The organism is Brevibacillus sp. NSP2.1 (assembly GCF_000470975.2).
Classification (GTDB): Bacteria; Bacillota; Bacilli; order Brevibacillales; family Brevibacillaceae; genus Brevibacillus; species Brevibacillus agri.
This window is the reverse complement of record NZ_CP048274.1, coordinates 2034397-2053311: the sequence shown is the minus strand read 5'-3', so window position 1 is coordinate 2053311 and position 18915 is coordinate 2034397. Positions and strand designations below refer to the sequence as shown.

At 54.1% G+C, this 18915-nt stretch carries 22 protein-coding genes and 1 riboswitch; of the genes, 8 read left to right on the top strand and 14 right to left on the bottom strand.

Annotated features, from left to right (window positions below):
* Positions 1-133: 133 nt before the first annotated feature.
* Both M655_RS10330 and M655_RS10325 read right to left on the bottom strand, forming a co-directional pair.
* Positions 134-892 carry an enoyl-CoA hydratase/isomerase family protein gene (locus M655_RS10330; protein ID WP_007784170.1) on the bottom strand — a complete coding sequence of 253 codons (759 nt, stop codon included), beginning with the start codon at positions 890-892 and terminating at the stop codon, positions 134-136.
* Between the two features lie 182 nt (positions 893-1074).
* Complete coding sequence (locus M655_RS10325) at positions 1075-1452, bottom strand: Spx/MgsR family RNA polymerase-binding regulatory protein (RefSeq protein WP_005832718.1); 378 nt, start codon at positions 1450-1452, stop codon at positions 1075-1077.
* Positions 1453-1775: 323 nt separating this feature from the next.
* Here M655_RS10325 and M655_RS10320 point away from each other — a divergent pair, with 323 nt between their 5' ends.
* Together M655_RS10320 and M655_RS10315 are read left to right on the top strand one after the other, a co-directional pair.
* Positions 1776-2474 carry a helix-turn-helix transcriptional regulator gene (locus M655_RS10320; RefSeq protein WP_007784168.1) on the top strand — a complete coding sequence of 233 codons (699 nt, stop codon included), beginning with the start codon at positions 1776-1778 and terminating at the stop codon, positions 2472-2474.
* 160 nt (positions 2475-2634) lie between these two features.
* A complete protein-coding gene (locus M655_RS10315) occupies positions 2635-2901 on the top strand; it encodes a DUF2626 domain-containing protein (RefSeq protein WP_005832721.1) in 267 nt (88 codons plus the stop codon).
* A 32-nt stretch (positions 2902-2933) separates the two neighbouring features.
* On the opposite strand, the gene M655_RS10310 is transcribed toward M655_RS10315, so the two are convergent.
* On the bottom strand, positions 2934-4070 hold the full coding sequence (locus tag M655_RS10310; RefSeq protein WP_025845098.1) for a class I SAM-dependent methyltransferase: 1137 nt from the start codon (positions 4068-4070) through the stop codon (positions 2934-2936).
* 112 nt (positions 4071-4182) lie between these two features.
* Between M655_RS10310 and M655_RS10305 the strand changes: the two genes are divergently transcribed.
* Entirely contained in the window at positions 4183-5256 is a 1074-nt protein-coding gene (locus tag M655_RS10305; RefSeq protein ID WP_007784163.1) for a hypothetical protein, read from the top strand.
* Between the two features lie 13 nt (positions 5257-5269).
* Here the strand turns inward: M655_RS10305 and M655_RS10300 are convergent, their stop codons facing one another.
* Complete coding sequence (locus M655_RS10300) at positions 5270-6559, bottom strand: CapA family protein (RefSeq protein ID WP_026557394.1); 1290 nt, start codon at positions 6557-6559, stop codon at positions 5270-5272.
* A gap of 94 nt (positions 6560-6653) precedes the next feature.
* Positions 6654-7301 (bottom strand): MBL fold metallo-hydrolase, encoded by a 648-nt coding sequence (locus M655_RS10295; RefSeq protein WP_007784159.1) that lies wholly within the window; start codon positions 7299-7301, stop codon positions 6654-6656.
* A 60-nt stretch (positions 7302-7361) separates the two neighbouring features.
* On the opposite strand from M655_RS10295, the gene M655_RS10290 reads away from it, so the two are divergent.
* Positions 7362-7862 carry a hypothetical protein gene (locus tag M655_RS10290; RefSeq protein ID WP_026557395.1) on the top strand — a complete coding sequence of 167 codons (501 nt, stop codon included), beginning with the start codon at positions 7362-7364 and terminating at the stop codon, positions 7860-7862.
* Positions 7863-8011: 149 nt separating this feature from the next.
* On the opposite strand, the gene M655_RS10285 is transcribed toward M655_RS10290, so the two are convergent.
* On the bottom strand, positions 8012-8548 hold the full coding sequence (locus M655_RS10285; RefSeq protein WP_005832732.1) for a hypothetical protein: 537 nt from the start codon (positions 8546-8548) through the stop codon (positions 8012-8014).
* A 76-nt stretch (positions 8549-8624) separates the two neighbouring features.
* The gene (locus M655_RS10280; protein WP_005832734.1) at positions 8625-9071 is read right to left on the bottom strand and encodes a hypothetical protein; all 447 of its coding nucleotides are present in this window, start codon (positions 9069-9071) and stop codon (positions 8625-8627) included.
* A 134-nt stretch (positions 9072-9205) separates the two neighbouring features.
* On the opposite strand from M655_RS10280, the gene M655_RS10275 reads away from it, so the two are divergent.
* Entirely contained in the window at positions 9206-9685 is a 480-nt protein-coding gene (locus M655_RS10275) for a DinB family protein (protein WP_005832736.1), read from the top strand.
* A gap of 360 nt (positions 9686-10045) precedes the next feature.
* On the opposite strand, the gene M655_RS10270 is transcribed toward M655_RS10275, so the two are convergent.
* Positions 10046-11380: a PhoH family protein gene (locus M655_RS10270; RefSeq protein WP_007784152.1), complete on the bottom strand. Its 1335-nt coding sequence runs from the start codon at positions 11378-11380 to the stop codon at positions 10046-10048.
* A gap of 199 nt (positions 11381-11579) precedes the next feature.
* Here M655_RS10270 and M655_RS10265 point away from each other — a divergent pair, with 199 nt between their 5' ends.
* Entirely contained in the window at positions 11580-12200 is a 621-nt protein-coding gene (locus M655_RS10265; RefSeq protein ID WP_005832742.1) for a YhcN/YlaJ family sporulation lipoprotein, read from the top strand.
* 92 nt (positions 12201-12292) lie between these two features.
* On the opposite strand, the gene M655_RS10260 is transcribed toward M655_RS10265, so the two are convergent.
* The 3 genes from M655_RS10260 to M655_RS10250 all read right to left on the bottom strand — a co-directional run bounded on the left by M655_RS10260 (position 12293) and on the right by M655_RS10250 (position 15427).
* On the bottom strand, positions 12293-13501 hold the full coding sequence (locus M655_RS10260; protein ID WP_025845106.1) for a trans-sulfuration enzyme family protein: 1209 nt from the start codon (positions 13499-13501) through the stop codon (positions 12293-12295).
* Positions 13498-14661 (bottom strand): aminotransferase class I/II-fold pyridoxal phosphate-dependent enzyme, encoded by a 1164-nt coding sequence (locus M655_RS10255; RefSeq protein ID WP_026557396.1) that lies wholly within the window; start codon positions 14659-14661, stop codon positions 13498-13500. Before M655_RS10255 ends, M655_RS10260 begins: the two co-directional genes overlap by 4 nt.
* Positions 14662-14756: 95 nt before the next feature.
* Positions 14757-14882, bottom strand: a riboswitch (SAM riboswitch).
* A gap of 89 nt (positions 14883-14971) precedes the next feature.
* Positions 14972-15427 carry a pyridoxamine 5'-phosphate oxidase family protein gene (locus tag M655_RS10250; RefSeq protein WP_003843022.1) on the bottom strand — a complete coding sequence of 152 codons (456 nt, stop codon included), beginning with the start codon at positions 15425-15427 and terminating at the stop codon, positions 14972-14974.
* A gap of 175 nt (positions 15428-15602) precedes the next feature.
* On the opposite strand from M655_RS10250, the gene M655_RS10245 reads away from it, so the two are divergent.
* Positions 15603-15911, top strand: coding sequence for a DUF5665 domain-containing protein (locus M655_RS10245; protein ID WP_051353908.1), 309 nt, complete (start codon positions 15603-15605; stop codon positions 15909-15911).
* A 6-nt stretch (positions 15912-15917) separates the two neighbouring features.
* Here M655_RS10245 and M655_RS10240 read toward each other — a convergent pair whose 3' ends face one another.
* From M655_RS10240 to M655_RS10230, 3 genes are all read right to left on the bottom strand, one after another.
* On the bottom strand, positions 15918-17306 hold the full coding sequence (locus M655_RS10240) for a hypothetical protein (protein ID WP_005832751.1): 1389 nt from the start codon (positions 17304-17306) through the stop codon (positions 15918-15920).
* Between the two features lie 243 nt (positions 17307-17549).
* Entirely contained in the window at positions 17550-17822 is a 273-nt protein-coding gene (locus tag M655_RS10235) for a hypothetical protein (protein WP_005832754.1), read from the bottom strand.
* Between the two features lie 10 nt (positions 17823-17832).
* Positions 17833-18150 (bottom strand): YlaH-like family protein, encoded by a 318-nt coding sequence (locus M655_RS10230; protein WP_026557397.1) that lies wholly within the window; start codon positions 18148-18150, stop codon positions 17833-17835.
* Between the two features lie 244 nt (positions 18151-18394).
* On the opposite strand from M655_RS10230, the gene M655_RS10225 reads away from it, so the two are divergent.
* Positions 18395-18868 (top strand): glutathione peroxidase, encoded by a 474-nt coding sequence (locus M655_RS10225; RefSeq protein ID WP_026557398.1) that lies wholly within the window; start codon positions 18395-18397, stop codon positions 18866-18868.
* The last annotated feature ends 47 nt before the right edge of the window (positions 18869-18915 follow it).

The following is an 18915-nucleotide window of genomic DNA, read 5'->3' as shown; positions in this document are numbered from 1 at the left end:
CTCCCGTTACCTTTAAAAAGGATGATGTAGTTCATCCTATGCTTTTCCCTACTCTTGTAGAATCGCTTTCTACTAGAAAAAGTATGTCCAAGCAAATAAATGTTTAAACGAGAAGAACCCGAATAGGCGAGAACTACTGCTTGGTGAGGAACTTTTGCACGACGGACACGTGTTCGGGACTGCCCCAGAGTTGGGCGCACTGATCGACTTCCCGCCTGATGCGCTCCTCGCGCACGAGCCCTTCCCGCTTCCAGCGGACGAGTTGCATGTACGCCTCAATCCCGACAAGCGGCTGCGCCGCGATTTTTTGCGCAAAGGCGTAAACGGCGTCCGCAAGCTGCTCGTGCGGATAGACTTCGTCGACGAAGCCGTAAGCCTTGGCCTGCTGTGCAGAAAGCCTTTCCCCGGCGAGCAAAAGAGCCAGTGCCTTTGACTCAGGGAGCAGGTCCAAAAGCCGGCTGCCTCCGCCCCAGCCAGTCGTAATATGCATGCTGATCTGGACGAAGCCAAACAGCGCCTGCTCGCTGGCGAAGCGGAAGTGGCACGCCCCGGCAAATTCGCAACCGCCGCCTACCGCCGCACCGTTCACCATCGCGATGACCGGTTTCGTGCAGCGGTCGATAGAAGACAGCAGACCCGCCACTTTGCTGAGCAGCGGATGCGCTTGCGCACGCCCTCGCGCCGCAATGAACTGGTTCAGGTCGCCGCCGGATACAAAGCTTTTGCCTGTGCCCGTGATGACGAGCACCTTCACCTGCGGATCGGTCTGGCAATCGGCCAGCACCTCGTGCAGCTCGTCGACCAGCTCCATGCTGATGGCGTTATGTACGTGCGGACGGTTCAGCGTAATCGTGGCAATCCCTGCTTCTTTTCGGATCAGTAACGTATCCATGAACAGTCTCCATCCTTTTCTTCGAATGTATTTGCTTTATTGTACCGTGTCGCCCGCGAAAATCATATCGGCGCGAGAAAACTTGGCTTTGCCGGTCTTTTGGCGAAGCCTTGGCTGCTCTTGTGCCGCTAGAACTTTTTAACGACGAAAAAAAAGAGAAGGCCTACGCCTTCCCTCTCCGGTTACGACAACAAGTTTTTCATGGCGGATGAATTGAAGCCGACAATCAGGTTCTCGCCATCGGTGAGAATCGGACGCTTCAGGAGCTGCGGCTCTTCGCTCAGCATCTCCAGCAGCTCTTTTACAGACATGTCGTTGATGTCCACATCCAAGTTTTTGAAGCGCTGGCTTCTGGTCGACAAAATTTCGTCGAGTCCGTTTGTCGTCATTTTAATGATGTCGAGCAGCTCTTCGGCTGTCGGTGGATTTTTGAACAGGTGACGCTCTTCGTAGTTGACGCCATTCTCTGCCAGCCAAGCTTTGGCTTTGCGACAGGATGTGCAGCTCGGATACGTGAAAAACGTCAATTTTTGTGTTCGTGTACGCTCAGCAACTGCCATCGGTTACCCCTCCGTCTCATCTATACAAATTCATTTGCGTATGTTCTTGGTGCTGCTGTCTGCTTTCGTTAATTGCTTAGAGCTATTAACTTGCAAAAAGTAAGCTAATAAAAATTCTTTCTTTAGTTTGGATTATAAATCTACAATAAACACTATGTCAATAGTAGTTAATCTAAAAACTAGGCAGGAAATCGGGGGATGTGCTGTTGTAGCACACTGCCACCTTAACAAGCCACACAAAATCGGATACACTTATGAGGATGTGAAATTTTTTCAAACAAATGTTGAACAAGGCTTGTCACGTTGAGAAAGGGGTATCCGGCATGGACCAAGATGCGCAGAAGTTAACCAGTGCTTTGGCAGACCCCACCCGTTTTTCCATTTACCAGTTTGTCGCGTACAGCAAAGAGCCCATCACGGTTCAGGACGTCGCAGACCACTTTGCCATTCACCCGAATGTAGCGCGCCTGCACCTGACCAAGCTGGAGGACGTGAATCTGCTCACGGCCGTCTCGGACAAAAGCGGCAAAGGAGGACGTCCCAGTCGATTGTATTCACTGTCTGAACAGGTGGTGAGCCTGCAGTTCCCACCGCGCGACTATCAGTTGCTGGCCGATATCGCGATCGAAAGTCTGCTGTCGCTCGGTGAGGCGGGCGAAGCCGCTCTTATCCATATGGGGCATCGCATTGGTACAGAGATGGCGAAACGGGCGATTGTCCAAAGCGGATTGAATTTGCAAACGGCTACGTTGGAAGAAAAATTGCACCTGATCCATCGCCTCGTCGTGGCTCAGGGATTGAGACCGGACATTGAAAAGCTGGAAGACGGCAAGCTTCGTTTTCGCGTAAACAACTGCACGTTTTCCGACACCGCCAAGAAATATCCGAGCGCTGTCTGCCAGATGCACAACGCTCTTTTGATGGGAATATTCGAAACGTACTTAGGGAACATTGAATTACGTGAGGATGACTCCATGATTCGGGGCTGCAAATCGTGCAACTATACGGTCATCCAGTTCTGAGCAAGCGAAAACGTCCTCCCTTGGGCGCGCCCGTCTTTTTTTTGTTCGGCGCGTCAAAAAACCGTCATAGCTTTATCGTTTACACGTCTTCGCCTGTCCTATATAATGGGGAAGGAATCTTGTAAATCTTACCGATCTAGGCAAAAAGGGGGGACAACAAATGGATCGTATGTATCGCGTTCTCGGTTTTTGGACCATTGTAATCGCGCTGATGGCGTTCTGGGGCGGTCTGTACCCGATGTCGCTCATCTTCTTCGGTCTTACTGCATTCTTTGTAGCGTTGAGCTACATGAGCCTGACTGAACGAGTGTATATCAACATTTTCTTCGGCTTCATGTTCCTGTCTTTTGTAGGGTTCACGTACTACACCTTCTTCGTGATGCCTGTAGGCGGACAAGAACACGCTTTCATGCAACTGATGATGTAAGAAAAAAAGATGCTCAATCGCGAGCATCTTTTTTATTGGCGGAAAAACGCAGGCAAGGCAGCGGCATTCGGCTCCATGCCTTTTTGCTGTACCATGACCCGGAAGCGGCCGCCCAATCCGGCTGGGTCGATCAGTTGCAAAATCGCCCGGTTGCGCTTCATCGCCTTGCTTGTAAACGGGTCCGTATCCTGGTGCGCGACCGCTTTGTGCAGCAGCCCGCATTGCAGCAAAAACTTGTCCTGGCGCATGTAGCAAACCTCCTGCAAGCCTGCTGCTTCTCCATAGCGGCTCCAGGCGGAAAAGTTGACGTGCGCGGTAATATCCTGCTCCCCGACGTGGATGTACGGATTGTCGTGGGCCTGGTGGCGGTAGTAGCACATCAGCGTCCCTTTTTTTCGGCTCGGGTGGTACAGCTCTTCCTGGCGATCGCCGTAATCAATCGTCACGACAAAGCCTTTTGCCAAGAGGCGCCCTACTTCTTGCGCCGCCTGTTTCAACCCCAGGTTCACCTCGATCCGCATGCCTGCCGGAATCGGCAGAGCCGCCTCTATTTCAGCCAGAGCAGCGAGCAATGGCGCGGTCGGCTCCCGCAGCACCTCGCAAAATTGCCCCTCTTTGCAAGTCACCGCTACTTCCTGCCAGCCTGTCTTCGTCCGCTCGGCCACGTGAACGGGAAAGGCATCGAGCCATTCGTTGGACAGGACGACGCCTTCTACTGCTTCTCCGCAAGCGGCATCCGCAAGCGAAGCGTGCCACACCTTTTCCACCTCATGCTCGCGCAGCGCTTCCTCCTGTCTTCTCCGGTGATAAGGGCTTGCTTCGATGAGAACGACTTTCAACCGTTTGTATACGTCCGGCGCACTCTCGCGTATTCGTCCCAGCATGCTGCTGCACAAGGAGCCGGTACCTCCGCCGATTTCGACGAGCACGGGCTGCTTTATCCCCGCTGCGCGCCACAGCTCGCTCACCGCATCCGCCAATGTTTCTCCAAACACCGCGTGTACCGTCGCGCTGGTAAAAAAATCGCCATCTTTGCCTACCTTGGGCAAGTCCGACATATAATAGCCATAGGCGTCGTGATAGAGAGCCAGCTCCATAAAGCGCGAAAACGAAATGGCGCGTCCCTCCTGGCTTTCGATTTCGTGGCGAATCTGTGCGATGATATCCATTCGTCTCTTCTCCTGCTATCCAAATTCAACCTGATAAGGCTATAATACGAAAAAGAAGTCATACAATGTGGAAAGGTAAGCGACTTCCATCATGAAAGCAAAAGGTGAAAACATGCGCAAATTTCTGCTCGTCTTGTTCCTGCTTGTATGTCCGCTGACGGCGTTCGCCCAGGAAGAAACGGCGCTTCCTCTGGAACAGCTCATCCTGCAGCAGCATTTCACTCAGAAAGAGCTGGAGCGAACCCTCACCTTGCTCAAGGATGAAGAGTCTCGGACATACCGGGATATCGCTCAAATCGATCTCGACCTGCAGCGTCAAAAGCTCGTGATCGAAGCGATGCAGCGCCATGCCGGCGAGGTGGCACGGGCTTACTACATGGGTGAACGAGTCAATCTTCTCACTCTTTTACTCAATGCTGAAAATTTCAATCAATTTTTATTGATGTTCGAATTTTATCAGCTACTGTACGAGCACGACATGAATCGGCTCCAGGCGTACCATGCCGAGCGCACAAAGCTTGCTGTCATGCAGACAGACAAGCAAGACCGGCTGGCTCTGCTCCAGGATCTGCGCAAAAAATACGAGCAGCAACTGGCCGAGATGCTCGCCATCCAGGCGGAAAAAGAGAAAAACGTGCAGAAGCTGGACGACCCGACGGCCGTAGAAGCGTTGATGGACCATTTGATTGATGATTGGGAAAAGCGCGGCTTGCCCGCCTTCCAGACGTTTTTCGGCATGCTGGCCAAGGTGATGGTGCAAGTGCCTGAGCTGGCTACGCCCGATCGCATCCAGTCGGACGGCTTTTTCAACCATACGCTGACGATCAAGCAGAGCGATTTCAACCAGTTTTTGATGCAAAAGGACGAGTTGTTCAAGCAGTCGCGCTTCTCTTTTGAAGACAACAAACTGATTGTCGAAGGCACCTACGACCATATGGAGCTTCGTCTGGTGGGCAGCTACGAGCTCGTCTCGCCCACCCAGTTGAAATTCCACATCAGCGAGCTTTACTTCGACGGCTTCGCGTTGCCGCAAGCGACCGTGGACGAGATGGAAAAAGCGTACGATCTCGGCTTTTATCCCGAGCTGATCTCGCCCAACATCCAGGTGCAGGGCATCAGCCTGCAAAACGAAGAACTGAAGCTGCAACTGAAGCTGAACTTGCCGTTCGGCTTCGGAAAGAAATAAGGCCAGCTATCCATTAGCTGGCTTTTTTTCCGGAGACAGCCGTATTCACGTGAACCGGCATCTCCTTTTGCAAACGGGTCATGTACTGGATCGCTTCTTTGGTGAGGGTCGGATATTTTTCCCCGCGCATAAGCCCTGCCAGCGTTTCATTCACGGGATAAATCACGTAATTGCGCTTGTTGTTTTTGCGGAAAAAATGAACGTAGGTCGGAAGCAGCTCCGCCTGTTCAATACTCGCTTTTCCGGACTCGTCCTTGTGCAAGGTGAGCTTGAGAATCGCGCCCACGTCCTTGTAATCCCAGCGCTGTGCCGAGACGAAGTTGCCAAGCGAATACGCAATCAGTCCTGTGTGCTCTGTACCGTCCTCCCGCGTGACCGTCTTCCACTCGTACGGCTGCACGACATGAGGGTGAGCGCCCAAAATCAGATCGGCCCCGTACGTCAGGCACAGCTCGGCTGTCCGAATTTGCTCCGCATTGGGCAGCCGCTGGTACTCGACGCCGAAGTGCAGCGCCACGGCGACCAGGTCCGCTCCCTTTTCCTTCGCCCGGGCAATGTCTTGCTTCATCAGCTCAGGCGCGATCAGGTTCACGAGGTACGGCTTCTTTGGCGGAACGGGAATGCCGTTCGTCCCGTACGTATAGGACAGCAGGGCGAGCGTAAAGCCGTCCTTGGTCAAGAGAAGCGGCTCGTTGCGTTCCTCGGCGCTGGCAAACGTCCCCGTGTGCAAAATTCCTGCCTGATCCAAGTATTTGATCGTCTGCAGTACCCCCTGCTCCTTGCGATCCATCGAGTGATTGTTCGCGGTCGTTACTGCGGTAAAACCTACTTCCTTCAACGTTTGCGCCAAAGATTCCGGGGAATTGAACATCGGGTATCCCGAATAGCGGGCCTGGCTGCCGCTCATCGTCGTTTCCAGGTTGCCGATCACCCAGTCCGCCTCTTGAAACAGTGGCGTGACATAAGGGAAAAACTTGTTGAAGTCATAGGTTTTGGTCGCAGGGTTCCAGACGGCATCCATTTGCTCCTGGTGAACCATGATGTCCCCGACAGCGAGCAGCGAGATTCGCTGTTCCGGAAAACGCGAAGGCGCCTGTTCCGGGGGAGGGGCGGGCGGATTTGCTTCCGTGTCGGCGACAGGCTCGTCTTGCGGCGGCTGCGGCGTGGCGGGCTCAGATGGGGTCACATGCTGGACAGGAGCCTTGGAAGCTTCGTGATCCGGGGCTGCCGGCGGGACGCACCCGACCAGGCTCATACAGCCGACCGCTGTGATGATGACCCACTTGCTCCATGCTTGCTTCATCGCAATAGCTCCTTTTGGCGTTAAGATAACCCCTTCTTTTTCGCCGCCATCCGACAAAATCCTCTTCGCATCTCCAGAAAGAGTCGAGCAGTCTTTACCGTAGCATGCCCGTCACAAACGGATTGTACGTTTTTTCGTAGTCAATCGTCGTCTTCGGGCCGTGCCCCGGGTAGACGATCGTGTCGTCATCCAGTTCAAACAGCTTGTCTTGGATGCTAATCATCAGCGTCTCGTAATCGCCCCCGGGCAAATCGGTCCGGCCAATGCTCTGCGCAAACAGTACATCACCGCCAAAGCAATGCTTGCCGATCACAAACGAACAGCTTCCTGGCGAATGTCCCGGCGTGTGCAGCACCTGGATGTCAAATCCGGCGAGCTGCAGCGTCTGCCCGTCAGCCAATTCGTGCTCGGCGCGATCGCACACGATCGGCTCAGGCAGCCCCCAGCGGCTGGAACCGTTGAGATCGGGATTGGTCAGCCACTCCTGTTCCAGCGGATGGATGTACACGGGCGCTTTTGTCAGCGCGCGCACCTGGTTCAGTCCGCCGATATGGTCGAGGTGGGCGTGTGTCAAAAGGATCGCCACGACGTTTTTGCCGGAAATCGCCTGCAAAAGCCGCGCTGGCTCCATGCCGGGGTCAATGACAATCGTCTCTTCTGTATCCGTGTTGGTCAGGACGTAGGCGTTTGTTTGAAAGCCTCCCAAGGCAAAAGATTGGATGGCAAGCTGTTGGTCGCTCATAGGAACCTCCCTGTTTTTTTGGTACGATAAGAAAAAAGCCTAGAGAAAAGGATGAAGCGCATGCGCCATATGTACGGAATCGAGCTTGCGATCCCAGACGGGAAATTGCCTGGCTTCTATGCTCAAGTCATACATAAAATCGGGGACCATGTCAATGTCTTTGATCGGTACAAACTGCTTTTTATCGTCGAAAACGAGGCGGAAAAAGACAAGCTGGAGGCGATTTTGCAAAAGTCGCAGATGCTGGGCGACGGCTTCTCGCTGCTATTGCTTCCTCCCGAAGCGATGGTCGGGCACTTGGACGATATCGGTTTCGTCTCGCCGAATGACCATATGTTTGTGTATGCAGACCAGGTTGCGCTGTTTACGGTAGACAAAGCGTCTGGCACCCCTGCTGATCGCTGGGCTGCGGCTGAGCAGTGGAAGGAGCACGTCAGCGGCACGATCCCGCAAGCGGAGGAAGAAGAGACGATCTACCTGCTCGACAGCAGCCTGACCGAGCTTGTTGAAGGGATCGCCAAAGCCTATCAGGTGCAAGTGCAGTGGCTGCACAAAACGTAGCCGAGCCGATGCGCTGACTGCGGCCTTCGCCCAAAAAGAAAGTGAGCTCTCCGCTTTGGGAGAACTCACTTTCTTTCTGTCGGCTTGCCAGGGCTGGCGGGCCATGCGCTCCCTGCGCCAGCCAAGCGACTTCCTTCCTTGCTTGCTCGCTACTTGCTGTCAAACCGGAACCAGACCACCTGGTTGTCTTCAAGGCCGAAGTTGGCCGTGTACTTGCTGCCTTCGTACACGACTTCCTTTTCCCCGCTGCCTTCGCCGTACAGCTTTTTCAACTGCTCCCCGCTGTCGTACATGGCAAGCCCTCGATACGTTTTGAACCGCGCAGCGTCTTCTTTTGCCACTCCGCCGAGCATGATTGAGCTCAATTCGCCTTTTCTGACCTTGACGAGCAGTTGCGTGCGATCGAGCAAAAGCATGCCCATGACGGCCTCGCCTTCGCCTTTTGCCATTCTGTCCACCGTGTAGCTTTCCCGAGACACCATGTCCATAAAATCGGCTTTGCTCGGCTTGATGATGTCCATCGCTTCCTTGATGTTTTGGCCCAAGTAAATTCCGCCCACGCCGTATTCCCGCTGGTTTTCCGGATCGAATACGCCGGACGGCTCCGACTGCCCCGAACAGGCTGTCAGCATGAAGATGAATAGCGCCAACCATGCCAATATTCCGAATGAATTTCGCTTTGCCATCGTGCCCACCTACTTTAGCGGTATGTGCTTTTGCTATCTTACCGCACGCGGCAGGCACTGTTCAAGCTGTGGCCGGTCATTCCCGCGGGCCGCTCACCTTCTGCCGCGGGCGATTCGGCGGGTTGCTGTTATTGACCGACTGCTTGAATCCCTCCAAAATTTTCAGGACCGAAGCAAAAAACGGGGAACCGAACACGGCGATAATGCCCCACAGCCATGTTCCTACCTGCCATGGATTTTCCACGTAAGCCGAATCCGCTCCGGTCAAAATCAGCGCCGGGTCCAGGCCGAGCATGCCAAAAATCGCGCCGGCGGCCAACACCGAGATGAGCAGGTTGAAAAAGCGTTTGTAGTGCATCAGACGCGCCGCCTCATTTTGGTCCTCCCAGCAGTCTTCCTTCGGCTCGTAGTCAGTGGACAAAAACGGAATGATCGATTTGAACGCTTCTGTCACACCTGCCGCTGCGCTGGAAACAGCGGTTACATAAACAAAAAAGGCAATGGATGAGTCCAACGTGACCATGTGCGCTCCCTCCTTGATATATATGTATGAAGGGAGGAGGACAACTTGCAAAAAATTGTCCGGGCTTGTTTTCCTCGCTACGGATTTACGGTAACATGGAGACGAATGGAAATTGACGAAAGGTGGTTTTCGCCATGCAGGATTATTCATTCGTTTGGAATCAATACGATTTGATTCGCGGCCTGTTTTTGGAGGACGTGACCAAGACGACTGAGGAGGAGGCTGACATCGTTCCGGAAGGATTTAAAAACAACATCCGCTGGAATATCGGCCATATTTTGCTCACGCAAGATTATTTGCTGCTTGGACCAGCCAAAATGAACTGTCCTCCGTCCTACGCGGCTATGTTTAGCCCAGGGACAAAACCGGCAGACTGGCAGGGAAACATCCCTTCCCTGGAAACGTTGGCTGCCCAGTTGAAGGAGCAGCATGCTCGCATCAAGGAGCAATTCCAATCCCGGCTGAACGAGTCGCTCCCGAAGCCGTTTGAACTGGGAGACAAGGGTGTTATGCACACGTATGGCGAAATCATGGTCTTCACCCTGTTCCACGAAGGCATGCACATCGGCATGATCTCTTCCTTGCGCAAGGCGATTGCCGCAGCCAAAGCCTAGCCCTTATCATTTGCCTGCAAAACGCGGAGCCGTCCACACGGCTGTCCGCGTTTTTTTATGGACGTGGAACGCACGTTGATTTGCGCCAAAAAGCGAAACCGCTCCCAAATAGGGAGCGGTCCTTTGTCGAGCCCGATTGCTTATGGGGTTTTACCGGTTATTCTCTTTGGCACTTCAACCTCCATGAAAGAGATAGGTTACCCAAGGAATCGGCTTATTTCCATACGACTTTCGTCGACTGCTTGTTCATGGTTATCCACGGATCTTCGCCTCCTGCAAGGCATTTCGCCGTTTCTTACATGAATCGTCGGGCTCGACAACTATAGTATGGTCAGCCAGCCGGTTTTCATACACGATTTTTTACAACAAATCGGCAGCCAACTGGGCAAGCACGCTGCGCTCGCCTTTTTCCAGGCGAATGTGCCCGGCCAGCTTCTGATCCTTGAACACCTCGACCACGTACGTCAGTCCGTTGTTGCTTTCGTCCAGGTACGGATGGTCGATCTGTTCCGGATCGCCCATCAGGACGATTTTCGAGCCGTCCCCTACCCGCGTCAGGATCGTTTTCACCTCGTGCTTCGTCAAGTTTTGCGCCTCGTCAATAATGATGAACTGCCCGGGAATGGAACGACCGCGAATATACGTCAACGCCTCGACTTGCAGACTGCCCATCCCCGCCAAAATTTTATCGAGATCGCCTGGTCGCTTCGTGTTGAACAAATATTCCAGATTATCATAAATCGGTTGCATCCACGGCCGCAGTTTTTCTTCTTTCTCGCCGGGCAAATAACCGATGTCTTTTCCTAAAGGAACGATAGGTCGTGCCACTAACAGTTTTTTGTACTTTTGCTGGTCTTCGATCTGCAGCAGCCCCGCTGCCAGCGCCAGCAACGTCTTTCCTGTCCCCGCTTTGCCCGTCATGGTCACCAGCGGGATATCATCTCGCAGCAAGAGATCGGTTGCCATCCGTTGCTGCACGTTTCGGGCCCGGATGCCCCAAATCGGATCGTCGTCTGAAACAAGCATTTCCAGCGTTTTTCCATCGGGGTCCACTTTTCCGATGGCAGAAATGGACGGGTTGCATTCATCCTTCAGTACGAGAAACTGATGCGGATAAAAGCGGTAGCGAGGGAAACAGGAGGCCAAGTGCAGTTTTCTCGTCGCGTAGTACGTCTTGATGATCTCCGAGGCGACCAGCATTTTCTGATAACCCGTGTAGATGCTGGAAAATTCCCCCACTACGCGATCGGAGAGAAAATCTTCTGCCGAAATGTTCAAGGCATCTGCCTTCACACGCATGAGCGCATCCTTGCTCACCAATATGACGGGTCTGGGCTGTGGGGATTGGTTCTCCTCCTCCTGCAGATTAAGTGCGACCGCCAAAATGCGGTTGTCATTGGTCATTTCCGTAAATTGCTTTTGCAGTTGATGAAGCGAGGAATGGTTCAGCTCCACCCGAAATAGCCCGCCTGTCTCCAGGGTAATGCCTTTGTGCAAATGACCCAGCTCACGAAAACTGTCAAAGAGCCGCGATACGTACCGAGCGTTGCGGCCAATTTCATCCATGTACCGCTTTTTGGAATCGATTTCTTCCAACACCACAGCGGGTATGACAATTTCGTTGTCAGCGAAAGAGAACATCGCCCGTGGATCTTGCAGGAGTACGTTGGTGTCCAGTACGTAGATTTTCTTCAAAATCTCGCCTCCTATTACCCTTCTTATATACGGTATGCAATTTTTGGAGGGATGCTCAATTGTGGCGACGTGATGTACTACAGTCTATGTTCGGTCGGACAGAGATAGACGGCCCTTTGGCAGAATGAAATGGGGCTGCAAGGACAAAATACAGGTAACCTGCCCTCCGCTTTCAGGAGGCATTACGGGGAAAGGGAGAATGCGTATGAAACGGATGATTATCGGCTGCCTGGGCGCCAGCCTGCTTTTGTCTGGATGCATGTCGAACAACAAGCCGCCAGCCAATCAGGCTGCCCCACAGCCCAACCAGCAAGTGCCTCATACCCAGCGCGTCCAGCAAACGGCTCCGGAACCAGCTTACAACCAATCTTCGCAAGCGACGGCCGACCGGCTTGTGCAACTGGCTACCCGTGTGAAAAAGGTTAACGGTGCGACGGCGGTCGTCATCGGCAAGATCGCTGTCGTCGGGATTGATGTGGATGCCCATCTCGATCGGCCCGAGGTCGGCGTCATCAAGTACACCGTTGCCGAAGCGATGAAAGAAGACCCGCAGGGCGCAAACGCAATCGTGACAGCCGATCCGGACATCGTCCAGCGCCTGAAGGAAATGGCTGCGGACATTCGCCGGGGCCACCCGATCTCGGGCTTCGCCGAGGAGTTGGCTGACATCGTCGGCCGCATCATTCCACAGTTGCCGCGCGACGTAAGGCAGCGGGAGGAAACGCCCTCGCAGGAAAATGAACAGCGCATCAACAAAGACGGCCGCGCGACACCGCAAGGAAACGACAAGATCAACGTAAACCGCACAGGCGCACCATAAAAAAAACTCTCTCGAAGCCATTTCAAGGATGAGCGAACGCGTTTTCGTGGAAGATTCCGATTCAGTAAAAAAGAGGCATTCGCCTCGGGAAATTACGCCCGGGAGAATGCCTCTTTTTGTTGCGGCTGGACGGATTGTTGTGACTGAACCGAACTCAGCGGCGGCAATGCGTCCAGTACCTGCTTCAAGTCCGCGAGCAAGTCGTCCACGTCCTCCAACCCTGCGGACAACCGGATCAAGCCATCGGTAATGCCGCGCGCTTCCCGCTCCGCTGCGGGCATCGCCGCATGCGACATCATCACCGGATACGACAAGATCGTCTCGACAGCCCCCAGGCTCACTGCCACAATCGGCAGCTTCACCCGGTCAAACAACGCCTTGGCTCGCTCACGGCTCCCTACATCGAACGACAGAACCGCACCGTGGCCGCTTGCTTGCTGTTGCTGGACGAGATGCCCCGGATGGTCAGCCAAGCCCGTGTAGTAAACGCGGCTCACGCCAGGGTGCGTGGACAGCCACTCCGCGAGAATCCCTGCCGACTTTGTGCTGACATCCAGACGTGCCTTGAGCGTTTTCAGCCCGCGCATGACGAGCCAGCAATCCTGTACCCCAAGAATCGCGCCCATGCCGTTCTGGATCAGGTACAGTTGCTCGCCGAGCGCGGCGTCGCGCGTCACTGCCAGCCCGGCAACCACGTCGCTGTGGCCGCCGATAAACTTGGTCGCGCTGTGGATGACGACGTCCGCCCCCAGCTCCAGCGGCCGCTGATAGTACGGCGTCAAAAACGTATTGTCGACAATGACGAGCAGCCCGTGCTCCTTCGCAACGGCTGACACCGCCGCGATGTCGGTCACTTTCAGCGTCGGATTGGACGGCGTTTCCAGATACACTCCCTTGGTCGCCGGAGTAATCGCCTCCCGCACGGCCTCTGTCTGGGTCGCATCGACAAACGTAACGGAAATGCCCATTCTCGACAGCACGCGGGTCAAAAAGCGGAAGGTGCCGCCGTACACGTCCTCCGCGACTACGATATGGTCGCCAGCCGAAAACAGCATGAACACGCTGGAGATCGCCGCCATGCCGGACGAGAAAGCAAAGCCGCGCGCGCCGCCTTCGAGAGCGGCAATCGCTTCCTCCAGCGCGTGTCTGGTCGGATTGCCGGAACGGGCGTAGTCATACGTGCCTGGCTGGTCGAGATCAAACTGGTGAAACGTGGAAGCCTGGTAAATCGGAACCGACGACGCCCCTGTGAACGGATCGATGCAAGTAGAGCCATGCAAAACCTTCGTTGCGAAATTCATCGCGCAGCCCCCCCAACGACAAGACTTGCGTCCAAAGCCTGAAACAGATCAGCGATCAAGTCTTCCGGATGCTCAATCCCGACCGACAGCCTCAGCAATCGGTCACAAACGCCGACATACTCCCGTACTTCCAGCGGAATGTCAGCGTGGGTCTGTGTCGCCGGATACGTACACAACGATTCGACGCCGCCAAGGCTTTCCGCAAAAGAAACGATGCGCAGATTTTGCAAAAACAAGCCCACCTGCTCCGCAGACCGTACCCGGAATGAAACCATACCGCTATAACCGCTTGCCTGGCTCGCCTGGATGGCATGCCCGGGGTGTTTTTGCAGCCCTGGGTAAAACACTTCGGCGACAGCCGGATGCTCCTGCAGCTTTTTTGCAACCGCGAGCGCGTTTGTCTGATGTCTTTCCATGCGCAGCGCCAATGTCTTCATTCCGCGTACCAACAGCCAGCTATCTTGTGGACCCAATACCGCTCCGATGGAATTATGCAAAAACCGGATTTTTTCCGACAACTCCTCGCCTTTTGTCACGATCAGTCCGGCCAGTACATCGTTGTGGCCACCCAAGTACTTCGTCGCACTGTGCAACACGATATCTGCGCCAAGCTCCAGCGGGCGTTGACAATAAGGGGTCATGAACGTGTTGTCGACTATCGTCAAAAGTCCATGCTGCTTTGCCAGCCCGGCGATTTGGCGAAGATCGGTAATCTGCATGAGCGGATTCGTCGGCGTCTCGAAGAAGATCGCCTTTGTCTCGGCTCGCAGCGCGTTTTGCACCGCTTCCAGGTCGCGCAAGTCTACGTACGTAAAAGACAGGCCGTAGCGGGAAAGCACCTGCTCAAACAAGCGATACGTCCCTCCGTACAAATCGAGCGACACAATGAGATGATCTCCCTGGGAAAACAGCCCCATGACCGTATGAACCGCCGCCATTCCCGATGCGCAGGCAAAGCCCGCATCGCCCGATTCTGCCTCGGCGATGGCTTCTTCCAAAACCGTGCGGGTCGGATTGGCCGTGCGTGTATAGTCAAAGCCTGTGCTCTGCCCCAATGCCGGGTGGCGATATGCGGTGGCATAGTAGACAGGAAAGCTGACCGCCCCTGTTTTTTCATCTCTGCCTACGCCTGCTTGAATCAATTTTGTTTCCAGTCTCATACGTAACTCTCTCCCTCCAATGATGTACGAGGGGCATGAAAAAAGCCCCCTTTCCTCTGAAAGAAGGCTTTGTTTACGTCACCGTAAGCAAGACCTTCTCATCTTTCAGAGTTAAAAAACTCTGCAGGAATTAGCACCATTATCTCCCCGCATGAACGAACATGCAGGTGATTGGTTGCCGGGCATCATCGGGCCAGTCCCTCCGCCTCTCTGGATAAGAAGTTTTGCTATTCAATTTGAATGACCTAATACTAAAGGATACGGCGGTTTTTTGTCAACAGGATTTTCCACTGTTGTGCGGCCGTCTTGACTAGGCGTTTTTCAGCGCAGTCATGACCTGGTTGTCCAGCTTCGCAGCCGCGTTTTTGTCGTACGTCTTTTCGTATTGCGGTTCTACGGAAATGCGCGAGCCGTAAAACATGACGTCTCGGACGGAGTCAATCGCGATCTCCACCAGCGCCAGCTTCAGCGGAACGCCCTCCAGCCGCTCGGCTTTCACTGCGGCGCGTCCGTTGATCGCAAAAGAGGAGCCTGCCCCGATCAGATGCAGGACGACCTGCGGCTCTTTGGCAATATTGGCGAGTATGCGCGAGCGGTTATCCACGGCAAAGCGGATGAGTCCGCTGTTCACCGCCAATGTCCAGGACAAGGAGCTGAGCGATGGCGCTCCTGTCTCGTGATCGACGGTGCCGAGCGTCACAAATCGCTCTTTTTGCAGGAGCGCGAACAGTTCTTCCGACAAGGTTTGGGATACGGTTTCAGCCATTCGGATGCCTCCTCGTAAACGGTAGTACGTCTATTGTACCCCTCGCATCTGCCATTAGGCAAACGTTTCCTCCACGCCTTGATTCTGCCTGTTTTTTTCCCTACACTGGTAAAAAACAAAGCCGTACCGGATAAGGAGGTTGGAAAAAGTGGCACCTACGCCTACAGACCGGCTTATGCACAAAATCGACCAGGTCCTCCACGAGCTGCAGGAAGTGCGGAAAATGAACGAGCGCATGGACAAAATCGCCATGTTTTTGGAGGATATCCGGCTCGCAGACGTGATCCAAAACTACACAGCCCCGCGCAAGCTGCTCTGGATCAATTTCCTCGCAGGGCTTGCCCGGGGTCTTGGCTTGACGATTGGAACAGCGATCGTGCTGGCGCTGCTCGGCTCGCTTTTGACGCAGTTTCTCTCGATCCCTATCCTCGGCGATTACATCCGCGAGCTGGTCGAGTATGTTCAGACTTACAAGCAGCCGTAAACGAGACTACTTGCCGCTTCTTTTGCCGCGGTCGTCGTCATCGTCGTCGTCGCGGTCATCGTCGCGGTCATCTTTGTCGCCATCTTTCCATTTGCCGTCGTAGTTTTTCCAATAGCCGTATGCTTTTCCGTTTGGATAGTGGTGCTTGTCTTTATCCTTGTCGTCCTTATCGTCATCCTTCTTCGGCACGGCGGTAATTTTCGTGCTCAGCGCGATGTCCGCCTGCTTTACCAGCTTGTCTTTCGCGTACAGTTCCAGATGGACGGTTTTCGCAGCAAACGAGCGGTTTTTGTAGGTAAAGGTCACGGTGTATTCGCCCTTGTCGTTTGGCTTGATCTCCTTTTTCTTGCCGTCCGGGGTGACGACGACAAGCTTTGCTTTTTGCTTCTCGTCCCAGCCCTTGACGGTGCCTTTCAGTTGAACGGACTTTTTCTTCAAATCGTGCACTGCCGTTCCGGCAATGGCATAGGCCGCGCCAGGGTCTTTGTCCGGTGGGTTGACGACATCGACTTTGATCGTGTCGGAGTCGACTTTTTTCCCGTCTTCATATATTTCGACCAGCGCTTCGTCGCTTGCGGCTTTCGCCTTCACGTCCTTGACCGTCACGCTGAAGCTGTCCACCCCGTCCCACAGCTTCTTCAAGCTCGTCTCCTGTTTCACGCCGTTGTAGGAGACGACGACCTTGTCCGCTCCGTGCTTGACGACACCTTTTACCTGCCATTCGGCTTTTTTGGCGTCGTACACGGAAAAGGCGTGGATCAGCCTGCTTTTTTCCTCGTCAGCCTGCGGGATGAGCTTAACTTTTTCACTGTCCGCCAACAGACTGCCGGCATACGCCTGTACGGTGACGTATTGGACGGAATCTGTTTCCGGCGCGGCAAAGCTGACGGTAAACGAATGCTCGCTCGTCGGCACTGCCTCGATAAAGTCGCCGTTCGGCTTGGTCACGACTACTTTCGTCACTTCCGGCGTCACGATGCCTTTGATGTACACCTTGCCGTTTTCGGTCTGCGCGCTCACGCTGACCAGTTCCTCGTCCGCCTCTGTGCGGCGAACTTCCAGCCAGATGTCGCCGTAATAGTCGCGATAAATGCGCTCCCACTCCGACTTGTTCGTTTCCATGTATGTTTGCAGCTTCGTATTCAGATGGATCGGATCTACAATCAGGTACAAATGGTCTGCCTGGTTTTTCAGCAGCATATTCAGCGTAGCCGGGTCGTTTTTCGCAAGCTCTTTCAGGTTGTAGCGGGTAACCTGCTTGCCTTCGTCGCTCATCACTACCTTGGTCGCCGGCGTGCTGCTGGAGCTGGCATCTGCAAAAATCGGCGTCAGGCAGCCGATGAGTCCCGCCGCCGTAACGACCGCCAATACGGGCTTGGTCATGATCTTTTTCACTGGTGTCTCCCCCTCTATTTTTGCCAATCATCCCCTGTCTTCTGTGGGCAACCATACAGACGTAGCGTTTTTTTCAAAAGTTGCACCGCAGCCGAAAACACGTCTAAATACCCACAGCGGCTCCAGACAGCAAAAAAGCGCGCCGGGACACTCTGAACGCCTGATAATGCCCCCGTGCGCACGACAAAAAAGACTCTTCCGCCGCCGAACAGGTCGGAGCCGGAAAGAGTCTTTTCCCTTTTTTTAACTATTGTATTTAGGCTCGTTTTCAATCGCGACCAGCAAGGACTCGACCGTTTCAGCCGGATATTTGCGCTCGAACGTCGCCGCTTCCTCCTTTGCCGTCAGCACGTACCAGCCGCCTTCCTGCCGATAGGCAAGCTCGCTAAGCGCGTGGTCCTCCTGCAACATCTGCAAGAAAAACGCCGCCGTCTCCTGCGCCGACTGATCGTCCGGCCGCGCGTCTGCTACCACTTGAATCTGCAACCAGTTAAAGAGTGCATCATCACGTTTCACGAGGGCCACCTCACTCTCGCTCCGGTTTGATTCTCAGCTTGACGACGACCAGAATGACAATCGCGACCAGCATCGCGCTCTTCACAGGAAGCTGGACGTCCAAAATCGCAAAGATCAGCGCCCCGACGAACAGGAGAAGGTATAAAAGCAACGTTTTCAAGATCGGCATGCGAATTACCGTCGCAAACCCCAGGTAGTAAACGATAATTAATTGCACAAACAAAATCCAAGCCCGATTATGGTCCGCCCACAGGCGGAAGCTGTCGTAGGCGCTCAGTTGATCCGGGTTTGCCGGTACGTAGGTTGAAGCAAGGTGTATCCAGTCCATCACAAATCTCTCCTGTAACGCAAAAGGCCGTGTCCTCTCACCGCGACGGGAAAGACCCGCTCTTTTGCATAATCTTTTCCTTTTTCCAACGTTTTTTCGTATGTATCCTTTTTACTTTATCAGGTGATGGATTTCCTGTCAAAAACGGACTGCTCCTGCACTTGGCGCATGACAATGCTAGCCTGCCTTTTCGCGGACATGCTATGATGAGAGGGTCGCAAACTTAGAAAAAGGTGGGAAAAACATGAGCCTGTACGATATTTCCGTCAAGACGATTTCCGGCGAAGAACAGACGCTGGCCGAGTACAAAGGACGCGTTTTGCTGATCGTCAATACCGCCAGCCAGTGCGGACTAACCCCGCAGTACAAAGGCTTGCAGGAGCTGTACACGCGCTATGCGGACAAAGGATTCGCCGTTCTCGGCTTTCCGTGCAACCAGTTTGCCGCTCAAGAGCCTGGCAGCGAGGAAGAGATCGCGGCATTTTGCGATCGCCACTACGGCCTAACGTTCCCGCTGTTTGCCAAAATCGATGTGAATGGTCCGACTGCCCATCCTTTGTACCAGCACCTGAAAGCCAACGCTCCCGAAGGCCAGGGTGAAGAGATCGAATGGAACTTCGCCAAGTTTCTCGTAGACAAGGAAGGCCGTATCGTCAAGCGCATCGGTGCCCGCGTGCAGCCGGAAGACGTGGCCGCTGACATCGAACGCTTGCTGTAAAAAACGGCTTCCCTGCCAAACCAAAAGCCGCTTTGCCCATCATCGGG

Excerpts from the sequence above, each read along its gene's own strand:
- M655_RS10285 (WP_005832732.1), bottom strand. The coding sequence starts at position 8,548 with ATGGCAAAGCGAAATTCATTCGGAATATTGGCATGGTTGGCGCTATTC.
- M655_RS10310 (WP_025845098.1), bottom strand. The coding sequence starts at position 4,070 with ATGGATATCATCGCACAGATTCGCCACGAAATCGAAAGCCAGGAGGGA.
- M655_RS10330 (WP_007784170.1), bottom strand. The coding sequence starts at position 892 with ATGGATACGTTACTGATCCGAAAAGAAGCAGGGATTGCCACGATTACG.
- M655_RS10245 (WP_051353908.1), top strand. The coding sequence starts at position 15,603 with ATGCACAAAATCGACCAGGTCCTCCACGAGCTGCAGGAAGTGCGGAAA.
- M655_RS10250 (WP_003843022.1), bottom strand. The coding sequence starts at position 15,427 with ATGGCTGAAACCGTATCCCAAACCTTGTCGGAAGAACTGTTCGCGCTC.
- M655_RS10325 (WP_005832718.1), bottom strand. The coding sequence starts at position 1,452 with ATGGCAGTTGCTGAGCGTACACGAACACAAAAATTGACGTTTTTCACG.
- M655_RS10225 (WP_026557398.1), top strand. The coding sequence starts at position 18,395 with ATGAGCCTGTACGATATTTCCGTCAAGACGATTTCCGGCGAAGAACAG.
- M655_RS10295 (WP_007784159.1), bottom strand. The coding sequence starts at position 7,301 with ATGAGCGACCAACAGCTTGCCATCCAATCTTTTGCCTTGGGAGGCTTT.
- M655_RS10290 (WP_026557395.1), top strand. The coding sequence starts at position 7,362 with ATGCGCCATATGTACGGAATCGAGCTTGCGATCCCAGACGGGAAATTG.
- M655_RS10305 (WP_007784163.1), top strand. The coding sequence starts at position 4,183 with ATGCGCAAATTTCTGCTCGTCTTGTTCCTGCTTGTATGTCCGCTGACG.
- M655_RS10300 (WP_026557394.1), bottom strand. The coding sequence starts at position 6,559 with ATGAAGCAAGCATGGAGCAAGTGGGTCATCATCACAGCGGTCGGCTGT.
- M655_RS10260 (WP_025845106.1), bottom strand. The coding sequence starts at position 13,501 with ATGAATTTCGCAACGAAGGTTTTGCATGGCTCTACTTGCATCGATCCG.
- M655_RS10280 (WP_005832734.1), bottom strand. The coding sequence starts at position 9,071 with ATGGTCACGTTGGACTCATCCATTGCCTTTTTTGTTTATGTAACCGCT.
- M655_RS10275 (WP_005832736.1), top strand. The coding sequence starts at position 9,206 with ATGCAGGATTATTCATTCGTTTGGAATCAATACGATTTGATTCGCGGC.
- M655_RS10320 (WP_007784168.1), top strand. The coding sequence starts at position 1,776 with ATGGACCAAGATGCGCAGAAGTTAACCAGTGCTTTGGCAGACCCCACC.
- M655_RS10315 (WP_005832721.1), top strand. The coding sequence starts at position 2,635 with ATGGATCGTATGTATCGCGTTCTCGGTTTTTGGACCATTGTAATCGCG.
- M655_RS10255 (WP_026557396.1), bottom strand. The coding sequence starts at position 14,661 with ATGAGACTGGAAACAAAATTGATTCAAGCAGGCGTAGGCAGAGATGAA.
- M655_RS10265 (WP_005832742.1), top strand. The coding sequence starts at position 11,580 with ATGCGTATGAAACGGATGATTATCGGCTGCCTGGGCGCCAGCCTGCTT.
- M655_RS10230 (WP_026557397.1), bottom strand. The coding sequence starts at position 18,150 with ATGGACTGGATACACCTTGCTTCAACCTACGTACCGGCAAACCCGGAT.